The organism is Ruegeria sp. C6, assembly GCF_056537625.1.
This window is the reverse complement of the sequence record NZ_JBQFRW010000002.1, coordinates 181,151-197,238: the sequence shown is the minus strand read 5'-3', so window position 1 is coordinate 197,238 and position 16,088 is coordinate 181,151. Positions and strand designations below refer to the sequence as shown.

Sequence of the window (16,088 nt, the reverse complement as noted above, 5' to 3'; positions counted from 1 at the left end):
TGAAAATACGGGGGGCCATCCCGGCCCCCCGGCTTCAAACAGAATTCCATTTCTCGAGGAGAGACGTGATGGCCACGAAAATCCTGCTGCCGATTGATCACACCGACGACCGTTCGTGGAAGAACGCCCTGCCGCTCGCACAAGAACAAGCAAAGTTCTACGGTGCCGAATTGCACGCGATTGCCGTCATTCCTGAGATCATCCAGTTGCCGAACCTGCCCGCCAACTATGGCGCAGGCGCAAAAGACCACGTGCGCAATGCGGTGCAGGCCATACTGGATCACAACGGTGCATCTGATGTGGCGATCCATATCGAAGAAGGCAGCGTCTATCGTGAGATACTGAAGCTCGCCTACAAAGAGGGCTTTGATCTGATCGTTATGGCTTCGACCAAAGGCGATTTTCCGAACTACGAGATTGGCCCGAACCTGGCCCGTGTCGTGCGCAACGCGCATTGCACCGTCACGGTTGTTCGCGACCAGTCCCGCTGATTGAAAGGTTAGTCTGATGACCGAATTAAAACGCACGCCTCTTCACGCTTTGCATGTTGAGTTGGGGGGTAAGTTGGTTGATTTTGCGGGTTGGGAGATGCCTGTTCAGTATCCTTTGGGGATTATGGGGGAGCATAAGCAGTGTCGTGAGAAGGCGGCGGTGTTTGATGTGAGCCATATGGGTCAGGTGATTTTGCGGGGTGAGAATGTGGGTGAGAAGCTGGAAGCGCTTTGCCCGCAGGCTTATGCGACGCTGAAGGAAGGCAAGGCGCGGTACGGGTTTTTCACCAATGCCGAAGGCGGGATCATGGATGACCTGATCGTGTCGAACGCGGGGGATCATTACTTTGTGGTGGTGAACGCGGCGCTACGGCATCAGGACATTCCGCATATGCGTGAGCACCTCGAAGGCGTTGAAGTGATCGAGATTTTCGACCGCGCGCTGGTGGCGGTTCAGGGCCCTGCGGCGGAAAACGTTGTGGGCGAACTGTGCCCTGCCGCGCGTGATCTAAAGTTCATGGAAACCACGGTGGCCGATATCAACGGTGTTGAGTGCCGTATCTCGCGGCTGGGCTATACCGGCGAGGATGGCTACGAGATCTCGATCCCCGAGGACAAGGCGATCGAGATCACCAAGGCGTTTCTGGCGCATGAGGATTGCGAGCCGGCCGGTCTGGGCGCGCGCGACAGCCTGCGGCTGGAGGCAGGTCTGTGCCTTTATGGCAATGACATCGACCAGAGCACCTCACCGATTGAGGCCTCGCTGGCTTGGGCGATCCAGAAACGCCGCAAGGAAGAGGGCGGTTTCCCGGGCGCGGACCGCGTGCAGAAGGAACTGGCCGAAGGTCCCGCCAAAAAGCTGGTGGGCATCAAGCCCGAAGGCCGTGCGCCTGCGCGTCAGGGCGTGGAAGTGCAGTGCCTTGAGGGCAACAGCATCGGCCAGATCACCTCGGGCGTGTTTGGCCCCACGGTGGGTGGACCGGTGGCGATGGGCTATGTGAGCAAAGGCCATGGCGAGCCGGGCGAGAAGGTGAACCTGATCATCCGGGGCAAGCCGCAACCGGCTGAGATCGTGGCGCTGCCCTTCGTCAAACAGAATTACAAGCGTTGAAGTCAGGAGAGAGAGACATGGCAACCTATTATTCCGAAGAGCATGAATGGCTGAGCGTTGACGGCGACACCGCCACGCTGGGCATCACCAAACACGCCGCCGAGCAATTGGGTGACGTGGTGTTCGTGGAACAGCAGGAAGCAGGCGACGAGTTCGAAAAAGGCGGCGAGATCGGCGTGATTGAATCCGTCAAGGCGGCGTCCGAGCTTTACGCACCGGTCGACGGCGAGATCACCGAGGTGAACGAGGCACTGGCCGACAATCCCGGCGCGCTGAACGAAGACCCCGAAGGCGAGGCCTGGATCTACAAGATCAAGATCGCGGACGCCTCGCAGCTCGAAGACCTGATGGACGAGGCCGGCTACAAGGCCTTCATCGGTTAACTCAGGCGGCGGGTCCGTGCGCGGCCCCGCCCCTTCATCTGTTTCCAAATACTTCCGCCGGAGGCTCCTGCCGTCTCCGCCGGGCCTGACCTATCCTTGAGGAGCGCACACATGGCCTTCAAACTGACCGATTACGAAGCCTATGACTTCGCCAACCGCCGCCATATCGGGCCCAGCCCGACCGAGATGCGCGACATGCTCAAGGTGATCGGCTTCAAGACGCTGGACGAGCTGATCGACGCCACCGTCCCGCCCGCGATCCGGCAGAAAGAGCCGCTGGACTGGGGTCCGGCGATGACCGAGCGCGATGCGCTCTTTCACATGAAAGAGGTGGCGAGCAAGAACAAGGTTCTGACCTCGCTGATCGGTCAGGGCTATTATGGCACCACCACGCCGGCGCCGATCCTGCGCAACATTCTGGAAAACCCGGCCTGGTACACGGCCTACACGCCTTATCAGCCCGAGATCAGCCAGGGCCGACTTGAGGCGCTCTTGAACTTCCAGACCATGGTCAGCGACCTGACCGGGCTGGACGTGGCCAACGCGTCCTTGCTGGACGAAGCGACTGCTGCGGCGGAAGCCATGGCGATGGCCAAGCGCGGCGGCCGGTCCAAGGCCAACAATGCAGCCTTCTTTGTCGACAAGAACTGCCACCCGCAGACCATCGCGGTGATTAAAACGCGCGCCGAGCCTCTGGGCATCGAGGTGCAGGTGGCTGATCCGGACACGCTGGATGCGGGCGCGGTCTTTGGCGCCATCTTCCAGTACCCCGGCACCCATGGCCATGTGCGCGACTTCACCGCCGAGATTGCGGCCCTGCATGAACACAAGGCGATTGCCATCGTCGCCGCCGATATCCTGTCGCTGGCGCTGCTGAAGTCGCCCGGTGAGATGGGCGCGGATATCGCCATCGGCTCGACCCAGCGCTTTGGTGTGCCGATGGGCTATGGTGGCCCGCACGCCGCGTATATGGCGACCACCGACAAGCTGAAGCGCTCGATGCCGGGCCGGATCATCGGTGTCAGCATCGACAGCCGGGGCAACAAGGCTTACCGCCTGGCGCTGCAGACCCGCGAACAGCACATCCGGCGTGAGAAAGCCAACTCGAACGTTTGCACCGCGCAGGCGCTGTTGGCGGTGATTGCCTCGATGTATGCCGTGTACCACGGCCCCGACGGCATCAAGGCCATCGCGCAATCGGTGCACCGCAAGACCTCGCGTTTGGCCGCCGGTCTGGAAGAGGCAGGCTTTGTTGTGGAGCCGGAAGTGTTCTTCGACACGATCACGGTTGAGGTTGGCCATCTGCAGAAAACGGTCATGGAGGCCGCTGTGGCCCGGGGCGTCAACCTGCGTAAGGTCGGCGACACGAAAGTGGGCATCAGCCTGGACGAACAGACCCGGCCCGAGACCATCGAGGCGGTCTGGGGGGCCTTCGGCATCGACCGCAAGGATGACAGCTCGAACGTGGCCTATCGCCTGCCGGATTACGCGCTGCGCGAAAGCGAGTACCTGACCCACCCGATCTTCCACAAGAACCGGGCCGAGGCCGAGATCACGCGCTACATGCGCCGTCTGGCCGACCGCGACCTGGCGCTGGACCGGGCGATGATCCCGCTGGGCTCGTGCACCATGAAGCTGAACGCCACGATCGAGATGATCCCGGTCACCTGGCCCGAGTTCGGCAACCTGCACCCGTTCTGCCCCGAAGATCAGGCGCAGGGCTATCATGAGATGATCGATGATCTGAACGACAAGTTGTGCCAGATCACCGGCTATGACGCGATCAGCCAGCAGCCCAACTCGGGCGCGCAGGGTGAGTACGCAGGCCTCTTGACCATCCGCAACTATCACTTCGCCCGGGGCGAAGGGCAGCGCAATGTCTGCCTGATCCCGACCTCGGCGCATGGGACCAACCCGGCCTCGGCCCAGATGGTGGGCTGGCAGGTTGTGCCTGTGCAGGCGGATGAGAAGGGCAACATTGATCTGAATGACTTCCGCGCCAAGGCCGAAAAGCACTCGGACCATCTGGCCGCCTGCATGATCACGTACCCCTCGACCCATGGCGTGTTTGAGACCACCGTGCAGGAGGTCTGCCAGATCACCCATGATCATGGCGGTCAGGTTTATATCGACGGCGCCAACATGAACGCCATGGTGGGTCTGTCGCGTCCCGGAGACATCGGCGGTGACGTCAGCCACCTGAACCTGCACAAGACCTTCTGCATCCCCCATGGCGGCGGTGGCCCCGGCATGGGTCCGATCGGCGTCAAAGCGCATCTGACCGAGCATCTGCCCGGCCACCCGGAATACGGCACTGCCGTGGGTCCGGTCTCGGCGGCGCCCTTTGGGTCGCCCTCGATCTTGCCGGTTAGCTGGGCCTATGTGCTGCTGATGGGCGGCGCGGGTCTGACGCAGGCCACGAAAGTGGCGATCCTGAACGCCAACTACATCGCGGCGCGGCTCAAGGATGCCTACCCGATCCTCTACACCTCGGAAACGGGTCGCGTGGCGCATGAATGCATCCTCGACACCCGCCCGCTGGACGAGGCGGCCCATGTCAGCGTCGATGACATTGCCAAACGTCTGGTGGACAGCGGCTTCCACGCGCCCACCATGTCCTGGCCGGTGGCCGGCACCCTGATGGTCGAGCCCACGGAATCGGAACCCATGGATGAGCTGGACCGCTTCTGCGACGCCATGCTGTCCATCCGCTCCGAGGCACAGGACATCATCGACGGCAAGATCGACGCGGAAAACAACCCGCTGAAAAACGCCCCCCACACGGTGCGCGATCTGGTCGGCGACTGGGACCGTCCCTACACCCGTGAACAGGCCTGCTTCCCCCCAGGCTCCATGGGCGTCGACAAATACTGGTCCCCCGTCAACCGCGTCGACAACGCATACGGCGACAGAAACCTAATCTGCACATGCCCGCCAATGACCGAATACATGGACGCAGCAGAATAAACCTCAATCAATAAACCCCCGCCAACTGGCGGGGGTTTTCGCCCATCGGAAACCTGTGTTCCGATCTGAGCCTATTTCCAGTGTCGTTTTCCGCTGATGAAGCGTCTTTTACGCTTGCTGCAGGTGCAAACGACCCATACCTCTGTGCGTGGGACACCCCTCCCCAACGAGGGGCGTGTATCTGGAAGGGTAATACACATGACTATCGAACAACCGGCGACGCGGCCGGCCAACCCGCGTTTTTCCTCGGGCCCCTGTGCCAAACCCCCCACATTTGATCTGACCAAACTGGCGGATGCCGCCTTGGGCCGCTCGCATCGGGCTGCGGTCGGCAAGGACAAGCTGAAGGCGGCCATTGAAGGCACGCGAGAGATTCTAGGCATACCGGCGGATTATCGCATCGGCATTGTACCAGCCTCGGACACCGGTGCGGTTGAGATGGCGCTTTGGTCTTTGCTGGGTGAGCACAAAGTTGAAATGCTGGCCTGGGAAAGCTTTGGCGCGGGTTGGGTGACTGATGTGGTCAAGCAACTGAAAATCGACGCTGAAGTGAAAACCGCCGAGTACGGGCAGATCGTTGATCTCGCGTCCGTCGATTTCGCCAACGATGTGGTGTTCACATGGAACGGAACGACTTCGGGTGTGCGGGTCCCAGATGGCGACTGGATTGCCGATGATCGTCAGGGTCTGACGATCTGTGACGCGACATCCGCTGCGTTCGCGATGGACTTGCCATGGGACAAGTTGGATGTGACAACGTTCAGCTGGCAGAAGGTACTAGGCGGAGAGGCGGCTCATGGGATGCTGATCCTGTCTCCGCGCGCGGTCGAGCGCTTGGAGAGTTACACCCCGTCATGGCCATTGCCGAAGATCTTCCGCCTGACCAAAGGTGGCAAACTGATTGATGGGATATTCACCGGCGCGACGATCAACACACCCTCAATGCTCGCGGTTGAGGATTACCTTTTCGCGTTGGACTGGGCGCGTTCAGTCGGAGGCTTGCAGGGGCTGATTGCTCGTGCGAATGCCAATGCTGGCGCGGTTCATGCGTTCTGCGACCAAAATGACTGGATCGCCAATCTGGCCGAAGACTCGACAACTCAATCAAATACGTCGGTCTGTCTGAAGTTCACCGATACGCGCATTCAAGATGGTGCCGTTTTTGCCAAAGCCGTCGCCAAACGGCTTGAGGCCGAAAACATTGCGCTTGATATCGGTGCCTATCGCGACGCGCCTGCGGGTCTGCGCATCTGGTGCGGCGGCACGGTTGAGACATCAGATATCGAGGCGATGCTGCCCTGGCTTGCATGGGCTTTTGAAGCCGAGATTGCAGCGCAAACCGAAGCTGCCTGACCTTTTCTACCGGGCCGCATCCGGCCCGGACCTTCCACAATGTTCAAGGACCAAAAATATGGCTCCCAAAGTACTCGTCTCTGACAAGCTGAGCGAAACCGCCGTACAAATCTTCCGCGACCGTGGCATCGACGTGGATTTCATGCCCGATCTGGGAAAGGACAAAGACAAACTGGCCGAGGTGATCGGTCATTATGACGGCCTCGCCATCCGTTCTGCCACCAAAGTCACGCCAACCATTCTGGAGAAGGCAGACAAGTTAAAAGTTATTGGTCGTGCCGGGATCGGCACCGACAATATCGACAAGGATGCGGCCTCGAAAAAAGGCGTCATCGTGATGAACACACCGTTCGGCAACATGATCACCACCGCCGAGCATGCCATCGCGATGATGTTTGCCGTGGCGCGGCAAATCCCCGAGGCCAGTACCTCGACCCATGCGGGCAAGTGGGAAAAGTCCAAGTTCATGGGGATTGAGCTGACCAACAAGACCCTGGGCGTGATCGGCGCGGGCAACATTGGTGGCATCGTATGCGAGCGTGCTTTGGGTCTGAAGATGAAGGTCGTCGCCTATGATCCCTATCTTGGCGAAGAGAAAGCCGCGCAGATGGGTGTGGAAAAGGTCGAACTGGACGAGCTTCTGGCCCGCGCTGACTTTATCACTCTGCACGTGCCGCTGACCGATCAGACGCGCAATATCCTCAGCCGTGAGAATCTGGCCAAGACCAAGAAAGGCGTGCGCATTGTCAACTGCGCCCGTGGCGGTCTGGTCGACGAGGACGCGCTGGCCGAGGCGTTGCAATCGGGTCATGTCGCCGGTGCGGCCTTTGACGTGTTCAGTGAGGAACCGGCCAAGGAGAACGCCCTGTTCAACCTACCCAATGTGGTTTGCACACCGCACTTGGGTGCGGCCACGACTGAGGCGCAGGAGAACGTGGCGCTGCAAGTGGCCGAGCAGATCTCGAATTACCTGCTGACCGGAGCGGTCGAGAACGCACTGAACATGCCCAGTGTGACGGCAGAGGAGGCCAAGGTCATGGGGCCGTGGATCAAGCTGGCCGGGCATCTGGGCAGCTTCATTGGTCAGATGACGGATGAGCCGATCAAGGCAATCAACATCCTCTATGACGGTGTCGCTGCGAACATGAACCTGGCTGCGTTGAATTGTTCGGTCGTTGCCGGAATCATGAAGAAATTCAATCCCGAGGTGAACATGGTCTCGGCCCCGGTTGTCGCGAGAGAGCGTGGCATCCAGATATCGACCACCAATCAGGACAAATCCGGTGCGTTCGAAGGCTATATCAAGGTCACTGTGGTGACTGAAAAGCGTGAACGCTCAATCGGTGGCACGGTGTTCAGCGACGGCAAGCCGCGGTTTATTCAGATCAAGGGCATCAATATCGATGCCGAGATCGGGGCGCATATGCTCTATACGACTAACGAAGACGTGCCGGGCATCATTGGTGCTTTAGGACAGACCATGGGCGAGAACGATGTGAACATCGCGAACTTTACTCTTGGACGATCCGAAGCCGGCGGTGAGGCGATTGCGTTGCTTTATGTTGATGAACCGGTACCAGCCGAGGCGCGCGCCAAACTCGCCGAGACAGGTCTGTTTACTCAGATCAAACCGTTGGAGTTTGACGTGGCCTGACAGTCGCTGTTGAACTTCTGTGACAGATTGATGCCCGCGCTTGTCCAAAGCGTGGGCATCGCCTTTTCAAAGTGCTGATTTTGCGCCAGAAGTGCGGCAATCACCATTGCCCGAGGGGAAGCTGATGACCAATCCGATCTACGCAATTGGAGATTTGCACGGCCGCGTGGATGAGTTCGAGCGCTCCTTGGCGCTGATCGAACGCGATGGCGGCCCCGATGCCGAGATCGTGTATCTGGGCGATTACGTTGATCGGGGCCCCGACAGCCGGGGCGTTCTGGATCGGCTGATCGCTGGTTGCGATGCGGGCAAGCGGTGGATCACTCTGCTGGGCAACCATGACCGGATGTTTTCATGGTTCCTCGAAGATGTCCCGCGTCACGATCCGCATATGTTGGTCGGGTATCATTGGCTGCACGAGCGGTTGGGTGGTATCGAAACACTACAAAGCTATGGCGTGTTCTTCGATCAGCAGACACGGCTCGAGGATCTGCATGCAACGGCGCGGGGTGCGGTTCCCGATGCGCATCGGATATTTCTGCAAGGGCTCATCGCCATGCATCAAACGCGCGAGATTGCTTTTGTCCATGCTGGCATTCGGCCCGGTATTCCCCTGAGCGAACAACGGGAAAATGATCTGGTCTGGATCAGGCAAACCTTTCACAACCACCGAGGTCCGCATCCGAAACTGATCGTCCATGGGCATACGCCGGTGGATCAATCAACGCATTACGGCAATCGCATCAACCTGGATAGCGGCGCAGGGTATGGCCGCCAGGTTGGCGTTGTGGTGTTCGAAGGACAGGATTGCTGGTTGTTGACGGACAAGGGTCGCGTTGCGCTTTTGCCTTGAATATCAGGTCTTGGTGAAAAGGTCTTTGCAGCGGTCACGCAGGATGTTCTTTTGCACCTTGCCCATTGTGTTGCGGGGGAGCTCGTCCAGCAGGATCAACTGGCGGGGATGTTTGAACCGGGCGAGCGCGTCCCGAACCGCACCCATGATGGCCTCGATATCTGGCGTGTGACCAGGGGTAGGGACCAGAATGCCAACCGGGGTTTCTCCGAAGTCCGGATGCGGGACGCCAATTACCGCGCTTTCCAGCACGCCGGGTTGTTCGTCTAGCAGCAGCTCGATCTCTTTGGGATAGATATTATACCCGCCCGAGATGATCAGGTCTTTCTCACGCCCGACGATATGGACATAGCCGTCCTCGTCGATCCGACCCAGATCGCCAGTGATGAAGAACCCGTCTTCACGCAGTTCTGCGGCGGTTTTGTCGGGCATTTGCCAGTAGCCCTGAAACACATTGGGACCGCGCACCTCGATGATGCCGATCTCACCATCTGCTAGGGTTTGACCTGTTTTGGGGTCTGTGACCTTCAGTTCAACATCCGGCAGGGGAAATCCGACCGTTCCCGCCCGGCGTTCGCCGTCATAGGGGTTAGAAGTGTTCATGTTCGTCTCGGTCATGCCATAGCGTTCCAGGATGCGATGACCTGTACGGTCTTCAAATTGGACGTGGGTATCTGCCAGCAAAGGCGCTGAACCTGAGATGAACAGCCGCATATCCTGAGTCAGATCTTGGGCGAAGCGGTCGTCGCTTAGCAGGCGGGTGTAAAACGTCGGCACCCCCATCATCGCCGTTGCCTGTGACATCAGGCGTAACATATCTTCCAGGTCGAACTTCGGCAGAAATATCATCGACCCGCCCGATGCGAGTACGACATTTGTCGCAACAAACAGTCCATGCGTGTGAAAGATCGGCAGCGCGTGCAACAGCACGTCATCATCTGTGAATCGCCATTCCTGCACAAGGGTCTCCGCGTTCGACAGCAGATTCGCCTGCGTCAGCATTGCCCCTTTCGAACGCCCCGTCGTGCCTGAAGTATATAGAAACGCAGCCAGATCATCTTCTGATCGGTGTGCCGGCTGAAAGGCCGGAAGCATCCCCAGAGCACGCCGCATCAGGCTGCCTGAACCGTCGGCGTTCAGCGTTTCAAGCCGGGCATTGTTCTTTTGCGCGATCTCGGCAAGCCCTGCCTCGTTTGCCTCATCGCACACCACCAGTGAGGCGCCGCTGTTTTCGATGAAATAGCTTAGCTCTTGCGTCGTATAGCCCGTATTGAGAGGTAGAAAGATCAGCCCCGCTTGGGCACAGGCGGCATAAAGCGCCAGTGCCTCAACGGATTTCTCCACCTGCACCGCCACGCGGTCGCCCGGTTCCATTTCCAGTCCTGTCATGGTGTTGGCCAGACGGGCCGCCGTGTCCAGAAACGTGGCATGGGTCAAAGTCTGACCATCCGGAAGGTGCAAAAATGGCGTATCCTTGCCTGCATGGATGCCCAGCAAACGATCATAAAGCGGGTTGCCCATCCTGATATCCTTTCCAGCAGACGCGCACATTCTGCAGCAAATCTGTCGTGGAATTGGGGAAGCGTAAAGCCCGGACAATCAGAACTCGGTCGTCATCCGATATCCGGCCGCAAAATACATCTTGGCAAACGTTACCGGCTGACCCTGCAGCCATGTGATACGCTCGGCAGTAAAAACGGGTTCACCCTCGGGAACGTCCAGAAATCCGGCCAAAGTGGTATCTGCGCGGCTGGCCAGAAAGGTCAACTCGACATTGGTGAACGGGACAGTTTGCACCAGCCAGTCATTGGGTCCGACGCTAGAGAAATCTGCCTGCGTGACCTGAGGTACGCTGTCTATCACGATCCAGCGGTCTTCGAACTGAAAAGGTGAATTGCCGGAGAAATGCATGCATCGCACGTGCATCACACTTTGATCAGCACGTAGGGCCAACCGGGCCGCCAGCCAGTCTGGGGCGATCTGCGTTTCACATGACACAAGAGCGTAGCGATAGGTTCCGCCCGCCGCTTCGATTTCATCTCGGACCAGAGGAATTGTGAAGCGCGCCTGTCGCTGCGGTGCGCTAAGGACCCGGGTGCCTGCCTTTCGGCGCCGTTCAAGAAACCCTTCATCCGCCAGTTCCCGCAGTGCTCTGTTGACTGTGGTGCGGGTGCACGAAAACTCGACCGCTAATTCTTGCTCATTGGGAAGCAGAGCGTCGGGCTGCAATTCGCCCGAGCGGATTCGGCGCAGGACGGTTTGCTTAATGTCTTTGTAGCTGGTTGTGTCGCTGGTTTGGGTCATATCAGTTCAGATGTCTTCCAAAAGGTCATTCATCGCGGCACGATAATTGTTCAGGATCGCATCGCGGGCGATATGCCGCCCGCCGCGCACCTGATGTCGCCCGGCAGACCAAAGGTCGGTCACTGTTCCGTCAGGCGCGGCAAAGCTCAGGCCGTCAATCAATTGATCGTCGCGCAAAGTACACAGGGTGGGGTGACTTCGATCGATCGCAACCAGATCGGCCAGATGACCTATTGCGATCTCTCCGGCGTCGCGCCCCAGCGCCTGTGCGCCACCGCGGGCGGCTCCGGTATACAGCGTTTGACCGACCGAGCCTTCGCCACGTACCAGCACAGTGCGGGCCTTGTCGCGCAGACGTTGAGAATACTCCAGCGTACGCAATTCCTCAGGCAGTGAAATGCGCACATTCGAGTCTGAACCGACACCAAAGGCACCGCCCTGCTCGATGTAGACGGCACCATTGAAAATACCATCCCCCAGATTGGCCTCTGTGATCGGGCACAGACCGGCCACAGCCCCGGATCGGGCAAGAGCGCGGGTTTCATCGTCTGTCATATGAGTGGCATGGATCAGGCACCATCGTTCGTTCACATCCACGTTGCTCAGCAGCCAATCTACCGGTCGTTGACCCAGAGCGGCTTCTACATCCGTGACCTCCTTCTCTTGTTCAGAGATGTGGATGTGCACCGGGCCTCGCGGGGTAGCGTTCAGCACTTGCCGTAGGTCATCAGGCGAGGTCGCACGCAGAGAGTGCGGCGCGATGCCGATCTGGCTGTCTGCATAGGGCATTAGCGGCTTACAGTCCTCGACAAGCTGCAGGAACCTTTCCACATCATTGCCGAACCGCAATTGACCACCGGTCAGAGGCTCTTGCGCGACGCCGCCATAGGTGTAGAGCACCGGTAGATGTGTCAATCCAATCCCGGTTTGGCTGGCTGCCGAGAAGATGCGCTGACTCAGCTCAGACAACTTCGCATAAGGCGTGCCGCCGGGTTGGTGGTGGACGTAGTGGAATTCCCCGACCGCAGCATACCCGGCTTCCTGCATTTCCATATAGACCAATGCGGCAATGGACTCGATCTGTGCAGGAGTGAGGCGGTCCAGAAATCGGTACATCAAAGTACGCCAGGTCCAGAAGCTTTCGCGCCCTGCTACGCGCGTTTCGGTCATGCCCGCCATGGCGCGTTGAAAGGCATGGCTGTGCAGGTTCGCCAAAGCGGGTAGCAACACGTCGACCCGAGTGTCTTCGGGATTTGGCTCGGTCCCTGATTTCAGCGCAGCGATCCGACCGTCTTCGATTTCGACTCGTAGGTTGTGCACCCACTCAGAGCCTAACAGGGCCGTTTTGGCATGAACCGTCATCGTAATTCCATTTTGTGTAGACTTTATATTTTTAGCCGTATACGAAAAAATCAAGCGCAGGGGGAGCCCAAAAGAATCGCCATGACGAAAAAAACTGTTCTTCGTAGCAAACATGTAGCCACCATGGGGGGCGACCAACCTTATGGGATGATCGAGGATGGTGCGATTGCCATCGATGGGTCGGAAATCGTTTGGGTTGGCGCTCGGTTGGCAATGCCGCCGTCATATGCCGAGTGGCCGCAGAACGACTATGGTGACCGCTTGATCACGCCCGCTCTGATTGACGCTCATACTCATGTTGTGTTTGGCGGCAACCGTGCGGTTGAGTTCGAAATGCGCCTGAAGGGCGCGACCTACGAAGAAATTGCTCGCGCGGGTGGAGGCATCCTGTCGACCGTACACGGCACGCGGGCAGCAACAGAAGAAGAGCTGCTTGCAGGCGCGCTTTCGCGCGTGGACGCATTGCTGGCCGAAGGTGTGTCCTGCATCGAGGTGAAGTCGGGTTATGGGCTCGATGCCGAAACCGAACTGCGTATGTTGCGCGCGGCGCGCCGTATTGCGCGGGAGCGCCCTATTCGGGTCAATACCAGTTTTCTTGGCGCACATGCCGTTCCGCCAGAATATGCGGGTCGGGATGACGCCTATATTGACGAGGTCTGCATTCCGACACTGCGCGCGGCCCATGCCGAAGGGCTGGTGGACGCGGTGGATGGGTTCTGCGAAGGCATTGCATTTGATCCCACGCAGATCGAACGGGTTTTTGTTGTCGCGCAAGAGCTTGGCCTACCGGTGAAGCTGCATGCTGAGCAACTTTCGAATCTAGGTGGGGCTAAGCTGGCGGCAGCTTACGGAGCGCTATCCGCTGATCATATCGAATATTTGGACGCCGACGGCGTTACCGCCATGGCTGGGGCCGGAACGGTCGCGGTCCTGCTGCCCGGCGCGTTTTATACGCTGCATGAAACGCAAGCTCCGCCGATTGAATTGTTGCGCCAGAAGAATGTTCCCATGGCACTGGCGACCGATTGCAATCCGGGGTCCTCACCCCTGACTTCTCTGCTGCTAACAATGAACATGGGGTGCACTTTGTTTCGCATGACGCCTGAAGAAGCATTGGCAGGTGTTACCCACGTCGCGGCCCGCGCTTTGGGTCTGGATGATACCGGCGTGATCGCGCCCGGATTGCGCGCTGATCTGGCCGTCTGGGATGCTACTCATCCTGCAGAACTGTCCTATCGCATCGGTTTCAACCCTCTGCATAAACGTATTTTTGGAGGTCAGGAATGACACCTCTGTTGCTTGTCCCCGGTCAGGTTTCGCTGGATCAGCTTGGTCAGATCTACTGGACCGAAGCCGCCATTTCGCTGGACGCCGCCTGCCGATCCAAGGTTGAGGTCGCTGCTGCACGCATTGCGCAGGCTGCCGAAGGAAGCGAGCCCGTCTATGGCGTCAACACCGGCTTTGGCAAACTGGCGAGTCACAAGATCGCGGCCAAAGATACCTCAACCCTGCAGCGCAACCTGATCCTCAGCCATTGTTGCGGGGTGGGGCCGGCTGTGCCGCGTCGTCTGGCGCGGCTGATGATGTCGCTCAAGCTGCTGTCCTTCGGGCGCGGCGCGTCAGGTGTCCGTTGGGAGCTTGTCGAATTGCTGCAGCAGATGCTGGCGCGCGGTGTGACACCGGTGATCCCGGCGCAGGGTTCGGTTGGTGCATCTGGTGATCTGGCGCCCTTGGCCCATATGACCGCGGTTGTGATCGGTGAAGGCGAGGCCGAAGTAAACGGCACCGTCATGCCGGGTGCTGATGCTTTGAGGACAGCCGGGTTAGAGCCGATACAGCTCGGACCCAAGGAAGGTCTGGCGTTCATCAACGGCACACAGTTTTCAACCGCGTATGCGCTGGCCGGTCTGTTCGAAGGATGGCGTTCGGCGCAAAACGCGTTGGTAATTTCGGCGGCATCGACGGATGCGATCATGGGTTCTACCGCCCCCTTGCAGCCCGAAATTCACGCGCTGCGTGGCCATCGCGGCCAGATCGAGGCAGCGGCGGCAATGCGGGCCACGCTGGATGGCTCGGAAATCCGCGAAAGCCATCGCGATGAGGATACGCGGGTGCAGGACCCATACTGCATCCGATGCCAGCCGCAGGTCACGGGTGCTGCGATGGATGTGATCCGGCAGGCCGCCGCAACGCTTGTGGTTGAGGCCAACGCCGCCACCGACAATCCGCTGGTTCTGACCGATCCGGATGCCATTGTCTCGGGCGGGAACTTCCACGCCGAACCGGTAGGCTTTGCCGCCGATATGATTGCTTTGGCCCTGTCAGAGATCGGGGCGATCGCACAGCGTCGGATCGCATTAATGGTCGACCCGGCGCTTAGCTTTGATCTGCCGCCCTTCCTGACGCCCGAGCCGGGGCTGAACTCGGGTCTGATGATCGCCGAGGTCACAACGGCTGCGTTGATGAGCGAGAACAAACATCTGGCCAACCCATGTGTGACTGACAGCACACCTACATCGGCCAACCAGGAAGACCACGTCTCGATGGCTGCCCACGGGGCGCGGCGTTTAGGCCGGATGGTTGATAATTTGAACTATATTCTGGGGATTGAACTGCTCTGCGCCGCGCAAGGCATCGAGTTCCGCGCACCTCTTGCGACCAGCAAAGCGCTGACCAGCGTGGTTGGGCGTTTGCGCGACGATATCCCGTCGCTTGGCGATGATCGCTATCTGGCACCCGAATTGGAAACCGCGAAGTCCCTAGTCGAAAGCGGAACTATTCTGCAGGCAGCTGCAATGCCCATGCCGGAGCTGTCGTGATGCAGGTTTTCAGCGTTCAGCGTGGCGATGGGCCCATCGTGCTGGGACAGCCGCATGGCGGCACGTATGTGCCCGACGACATTGCTGCGCGACTGAATGCGAATGGGCAGGCGCTGGCGGATACGGATTGGCATATCAATCAGCTCTACGATGGGCTCGTTGCCAACGCGACGGTCGTGCAATCCCATATCCACCGCTATGTCATTGACGCTAATCGAGACCCTGCGGGTGTATCATTGTATCCTGGGCAGAACACAACAACTCTGGTGCCGTTGACCGATTTTGACGGTCAGCCGATCTGGGCCGAGGGGCAGGAGCCCTCAATCGATGAGATCGAGGTACGTCGAACCGCCTACCACGCGCCCTACCACAACGCGCTTGAGCAAGAGCTTGAAAGGGTGCGGGCAATACACGGCGTTGCGATCTTGTTTGACTGCCACTCGATCCGCAGCAAGATTCCGTTCCTGTTTGAAGGCACCCTGCCGGATATGAACATCGGCACCGATGGTGGCGCGACCTGTGCCCCCGGCATTGAGGCCGCGGCCTATGAATTTTCGCATTCCTCCCCTTACAGCACCGTCCTGAACGGGCGATTCCGAGGGGGTTGGACGACCCGCCACTATGGCCGTCCTGATGAGGGCCAACACGCGATCCAGATGGAGCTGGCGCAATCTACCTATCTGTCCGCCGAAACCCCTCCGTGGGCGTTTGACGAGGCGAAAGCCAAGCGCCTGCGTCGCTGGTTGGTGGATATTCTCGACGCCATCCAAGACACTGCATTGGAGCTTTGA

13 protein-coding genes are annotated in these 16,088 nt (G+C 59.1%); 10 read left to right on the top strand and 3 right to left on the bottom strand.

Annotation, left to right across the window (positions count from 1 at the left end):
- Positions 1-68 precede the first annotated feature (68 nt).
- The 7 genes from ACR0MJ_RS08575 (at position 69) to ACR0MJ_RS08545 (ending at position 8,812) form a co-directional block, all read left to right on the top strand.
- A complete protein-coding gene (locus ACR0MJ_RS08575; RefSeq protein WP_170393736.1) occupies positions 69-491 on the top strand; it encodes a universal stress protein in 423 nt (140 codons plus the stop codon).
- Positions 492-507: 16 nt separating this feature from the next.
- Entirely contained in the window at positions 508-1,602 is a 1,095-nt protein-coding gene (gene gcvT / locus ACR0MJ_RS08570) for a glycine cleavage system aminomethyltransferase GcvT (RefSeq protein ID WP_480760572.1), read from the top strand.
- Positions 1,603-1,619: 17 nt separating this feature from the next.
- Positions 1,620-1,985, top strand: a complete 366-nt coding sequence (gcvH, locus tag ACR0MJ_RS08565) for a glycine cleavage system protein GcvH (protein WP_170393732.1) — start codon at positions 1,620-1,622, stop codon at positions 1,983-1,985.
- Between the two features lie 111 nt (positions 1,986-2,096).
- A complete protein-coding gene (gcvP, locus tag ACR0MJ_RS08560; protein ID WP_480760570.1) occupies positions 2,097-4,952 on the top strand; it encodes an aminomethyl-transferring glycine dehydrogenase in 2,856 nt (951 codons plus the stop codon).
- Positions 4,953-5,150: 198 nt separating this feature from the next.
- Positions 5,151-6,305 (top strand): phosphoserine transaminase, encoded by a 1,155-nt coding sequence (locus ACR0MJ_RS08555; protein ID WP_480760568.1) that lies wholly within the window; start codon positions 5,151-5,153, stop codon positions 6,303-6,305.
- A gap of 58 nt (positions 6,306-6,363) precedes the next feature.
- Positions 6,364-7,959, top strand: a complete 1,596-nt coding sequence (serA, locus tag ACR0MJ_RS08550; protein ID WP_170406884.1) for a phosphoglycerate dehydrogenase — start codon at positions 6,364-6,366, stop codon at positions 7,957-7,959.
- Positions 7,960-8,083: 124 nt separating this feature from the next.
- Positions 8,084-8,812 (top strand): metallophosphoesterase family protein, encoded by a 729-nt coding sequence (locus ACR0MJ_RS08545; RefSeq protein WP_480760566.1) that lies wholly within the window; start codon positions 8,084-8,086, stop codon positions 8,810-8,812.
- Between the two features lie 3 nt (positions 8,813-8,815).
- On the opposite strand, the gene ACR0MJ_RS08540 is transcribed toward ACR0MJ_RS08545, so the two are convergent.
- The 3 genes from ACR0MJ_RS08540 to ACR0MJ_RS08530 all read right to left on the bottom strand — a co-directional run bounded on the left by ACR0MJ_RS08540 (position 8,816) and on the right by ACR0MJ_RS08530 (position 12,478).
- Entirely contained in the window at positions 8,816-10,333 is a 1,518-nt protein-coding gene (locus ACR0MJ_RS08540) for a malonate--CoA ligase (protein ID WP_480760563.1), read from the bottom strand.
- Between the two features lie 78 nt (positions 10,334-10,411).
- Positions 10,412-11,116 carry a GntR family transcriptional regulator gene (locus ACR0MJ_RS08535; protein WP_170399103.1) on the bottom strand — a complete coding sequence of 235 codons (705 nt, stop codon included), beginning with the start codon at positions 11,114-11,116 and terminating at the stop codon, positions 10,412-10,414.
- Positions 11,117-11,122: 6 nt separating this feature from the next.
- Positions 11,123-12,478, bottom strand: coding sequence for a formimidoylglutamate deiminase (locus tag ACR0MJ_RS08530; protein WP_480760562.1), 1,356 nt, complete (start codon positions 12,476-12,478; stop codon positions 11,123-11,125).
- An 81-nt stretch (positions 12,479-12,559) separates the two neighbouring features.
- Here ACR0MJ_RS08530 and hutI point away from each other — a divergent pair, with 81 nt between their 5' ends.
- The 3 genes from hutI to hutG are packed head-to-tail and all read left to right on the top strand — an operon-like array spanning position 12,560 to position 16,088.
- Positions 12,560-13,765: an imidazolonepropionase gene (gene hutI / locus ACR0MJ_RS08525; protein WP_480760560.1), complete on the top strand. Its 1,206-nt coding sequence runs from the start codon at positions 12,560-12,562 to the stop codon at positions 13,763-13,765.
- Positions 13,762-15,297: a histidine ammonia-lyase gene (gene hutH / locus ACR0MJ_RS08520; RefSeq protein ID WP_170425955.1), complete on the top strand. Its 1,536-nt coding sequence runs from the start codon at positions 13,762-13,764 to the stop codon at positions 15,295-15,297. Before hutI ends, hutH begins: the two co-directional genes overlap by 4 nt.
- Positions 15,297-16,088, top strand: a complete 792-nt coding sequence (hutG, locus tag ACR0MJ_RS08515) for an N-formylglutamate deformylase (protein ID WP_480760555.1) — start codon at positions 15,297-15,299, stop codon at positions 16,086-16,088. Before hutH ends, hutG begins: the two co-directional genes overlap by 1 nt.

Excerpts from the sequence above, each read along its gene's own strand:
- ACR0MJ_RS08575 (WP_170393736.1), top strand. The coding sequence starts at position 69 with ATGGCCACGAAAATCCTGCTGCCGATTGATCACACCGACGACCGTTCG.
- serA (WP_170406884.1), top strand. The coding sequence starts at position 6,364 with ATGGCTCCCAAAGTACTCGTCTCTGACAAGCTGAGCGAAACCGCCGTA.
- gcvH (WP_170393732.1), top strand. The coding sequence starts at position 1,620 with ATGGCAACCTATTATTCCGAAGAGCATGAATGGCTGAGCGTTGACGGC.
- ACR0MJ_RS08530 (WP_480760562.1), bottom strand. The coding sequence starts at position 12,478 with ATGACGGTTCATGCCAAAACGGCCCTGTTAGGCTCTGAGTGGGTGCAC.
- ACR0MJ_RS08540 (WP_480760563.1), bottom strand. The coding sequence starts at position 10,333 with ATGGGCAACCCGCTTTATGATCGTTTGCTGGGCATCCATGCAGGCAAG.
- gcvT (WP_480760572.1), top strand. The coding sequence starts at position 508 with ATGACCGAATTAAAACGCACGCCTCTTCACGCTTTGCATGTTGAGTTG.
- ACR0MJ_RS08545 (WP_480760566.1), top strand. The coding sequence starts at position 8,084 with ATGACCAATCCGATCTACGCAATTGGAGATTTGCACGGCCGCGTGGAT.
- ACR0MJ_RS08555 (WP_480760568.1), top strand. The coding sequence starts at position 5,151 with ATGACTATCGAACAACCGGCGACGCGGCCGGCCAACCCGCGTTTTTCC.
- hutH (WP_170425955.1), top strand. The coding sequence starts at position 13,762 with ATGACACCTCTGTTGCTTGTCCCCGGTCAGGTTTCGCTGGATCAGCTT.
- ACR0MJ_RS08535 (WP_170399103.1), bottom strand. The coding sequence starts at position 11,116 with ATGACCCAAACCAGCGACACAACCAGCTACAAAGACATTAAGCAAACC.
- hutG (WP_480760555.1), top strand. The coding sequence starts at position 15,297 with ATGCAGGTTTTCAGCGTTCAGCGTGGCGATGGGCCCATCGTGCTGGGA.
- hutI (WP_480760560.1), top strand. The coding sequence starts at position 12,560 with ATGACGAAAAAAACTGTTCTTCGTAGCAAACATGTAGCCACCATGGGG.
- gcvP (WP_480760570.1), top strand. The coding sequence starts at position 2,097 with ATGGCCTTCAAACTGACCGATTACGAAGCCTATGACTTCGCCAACCGC.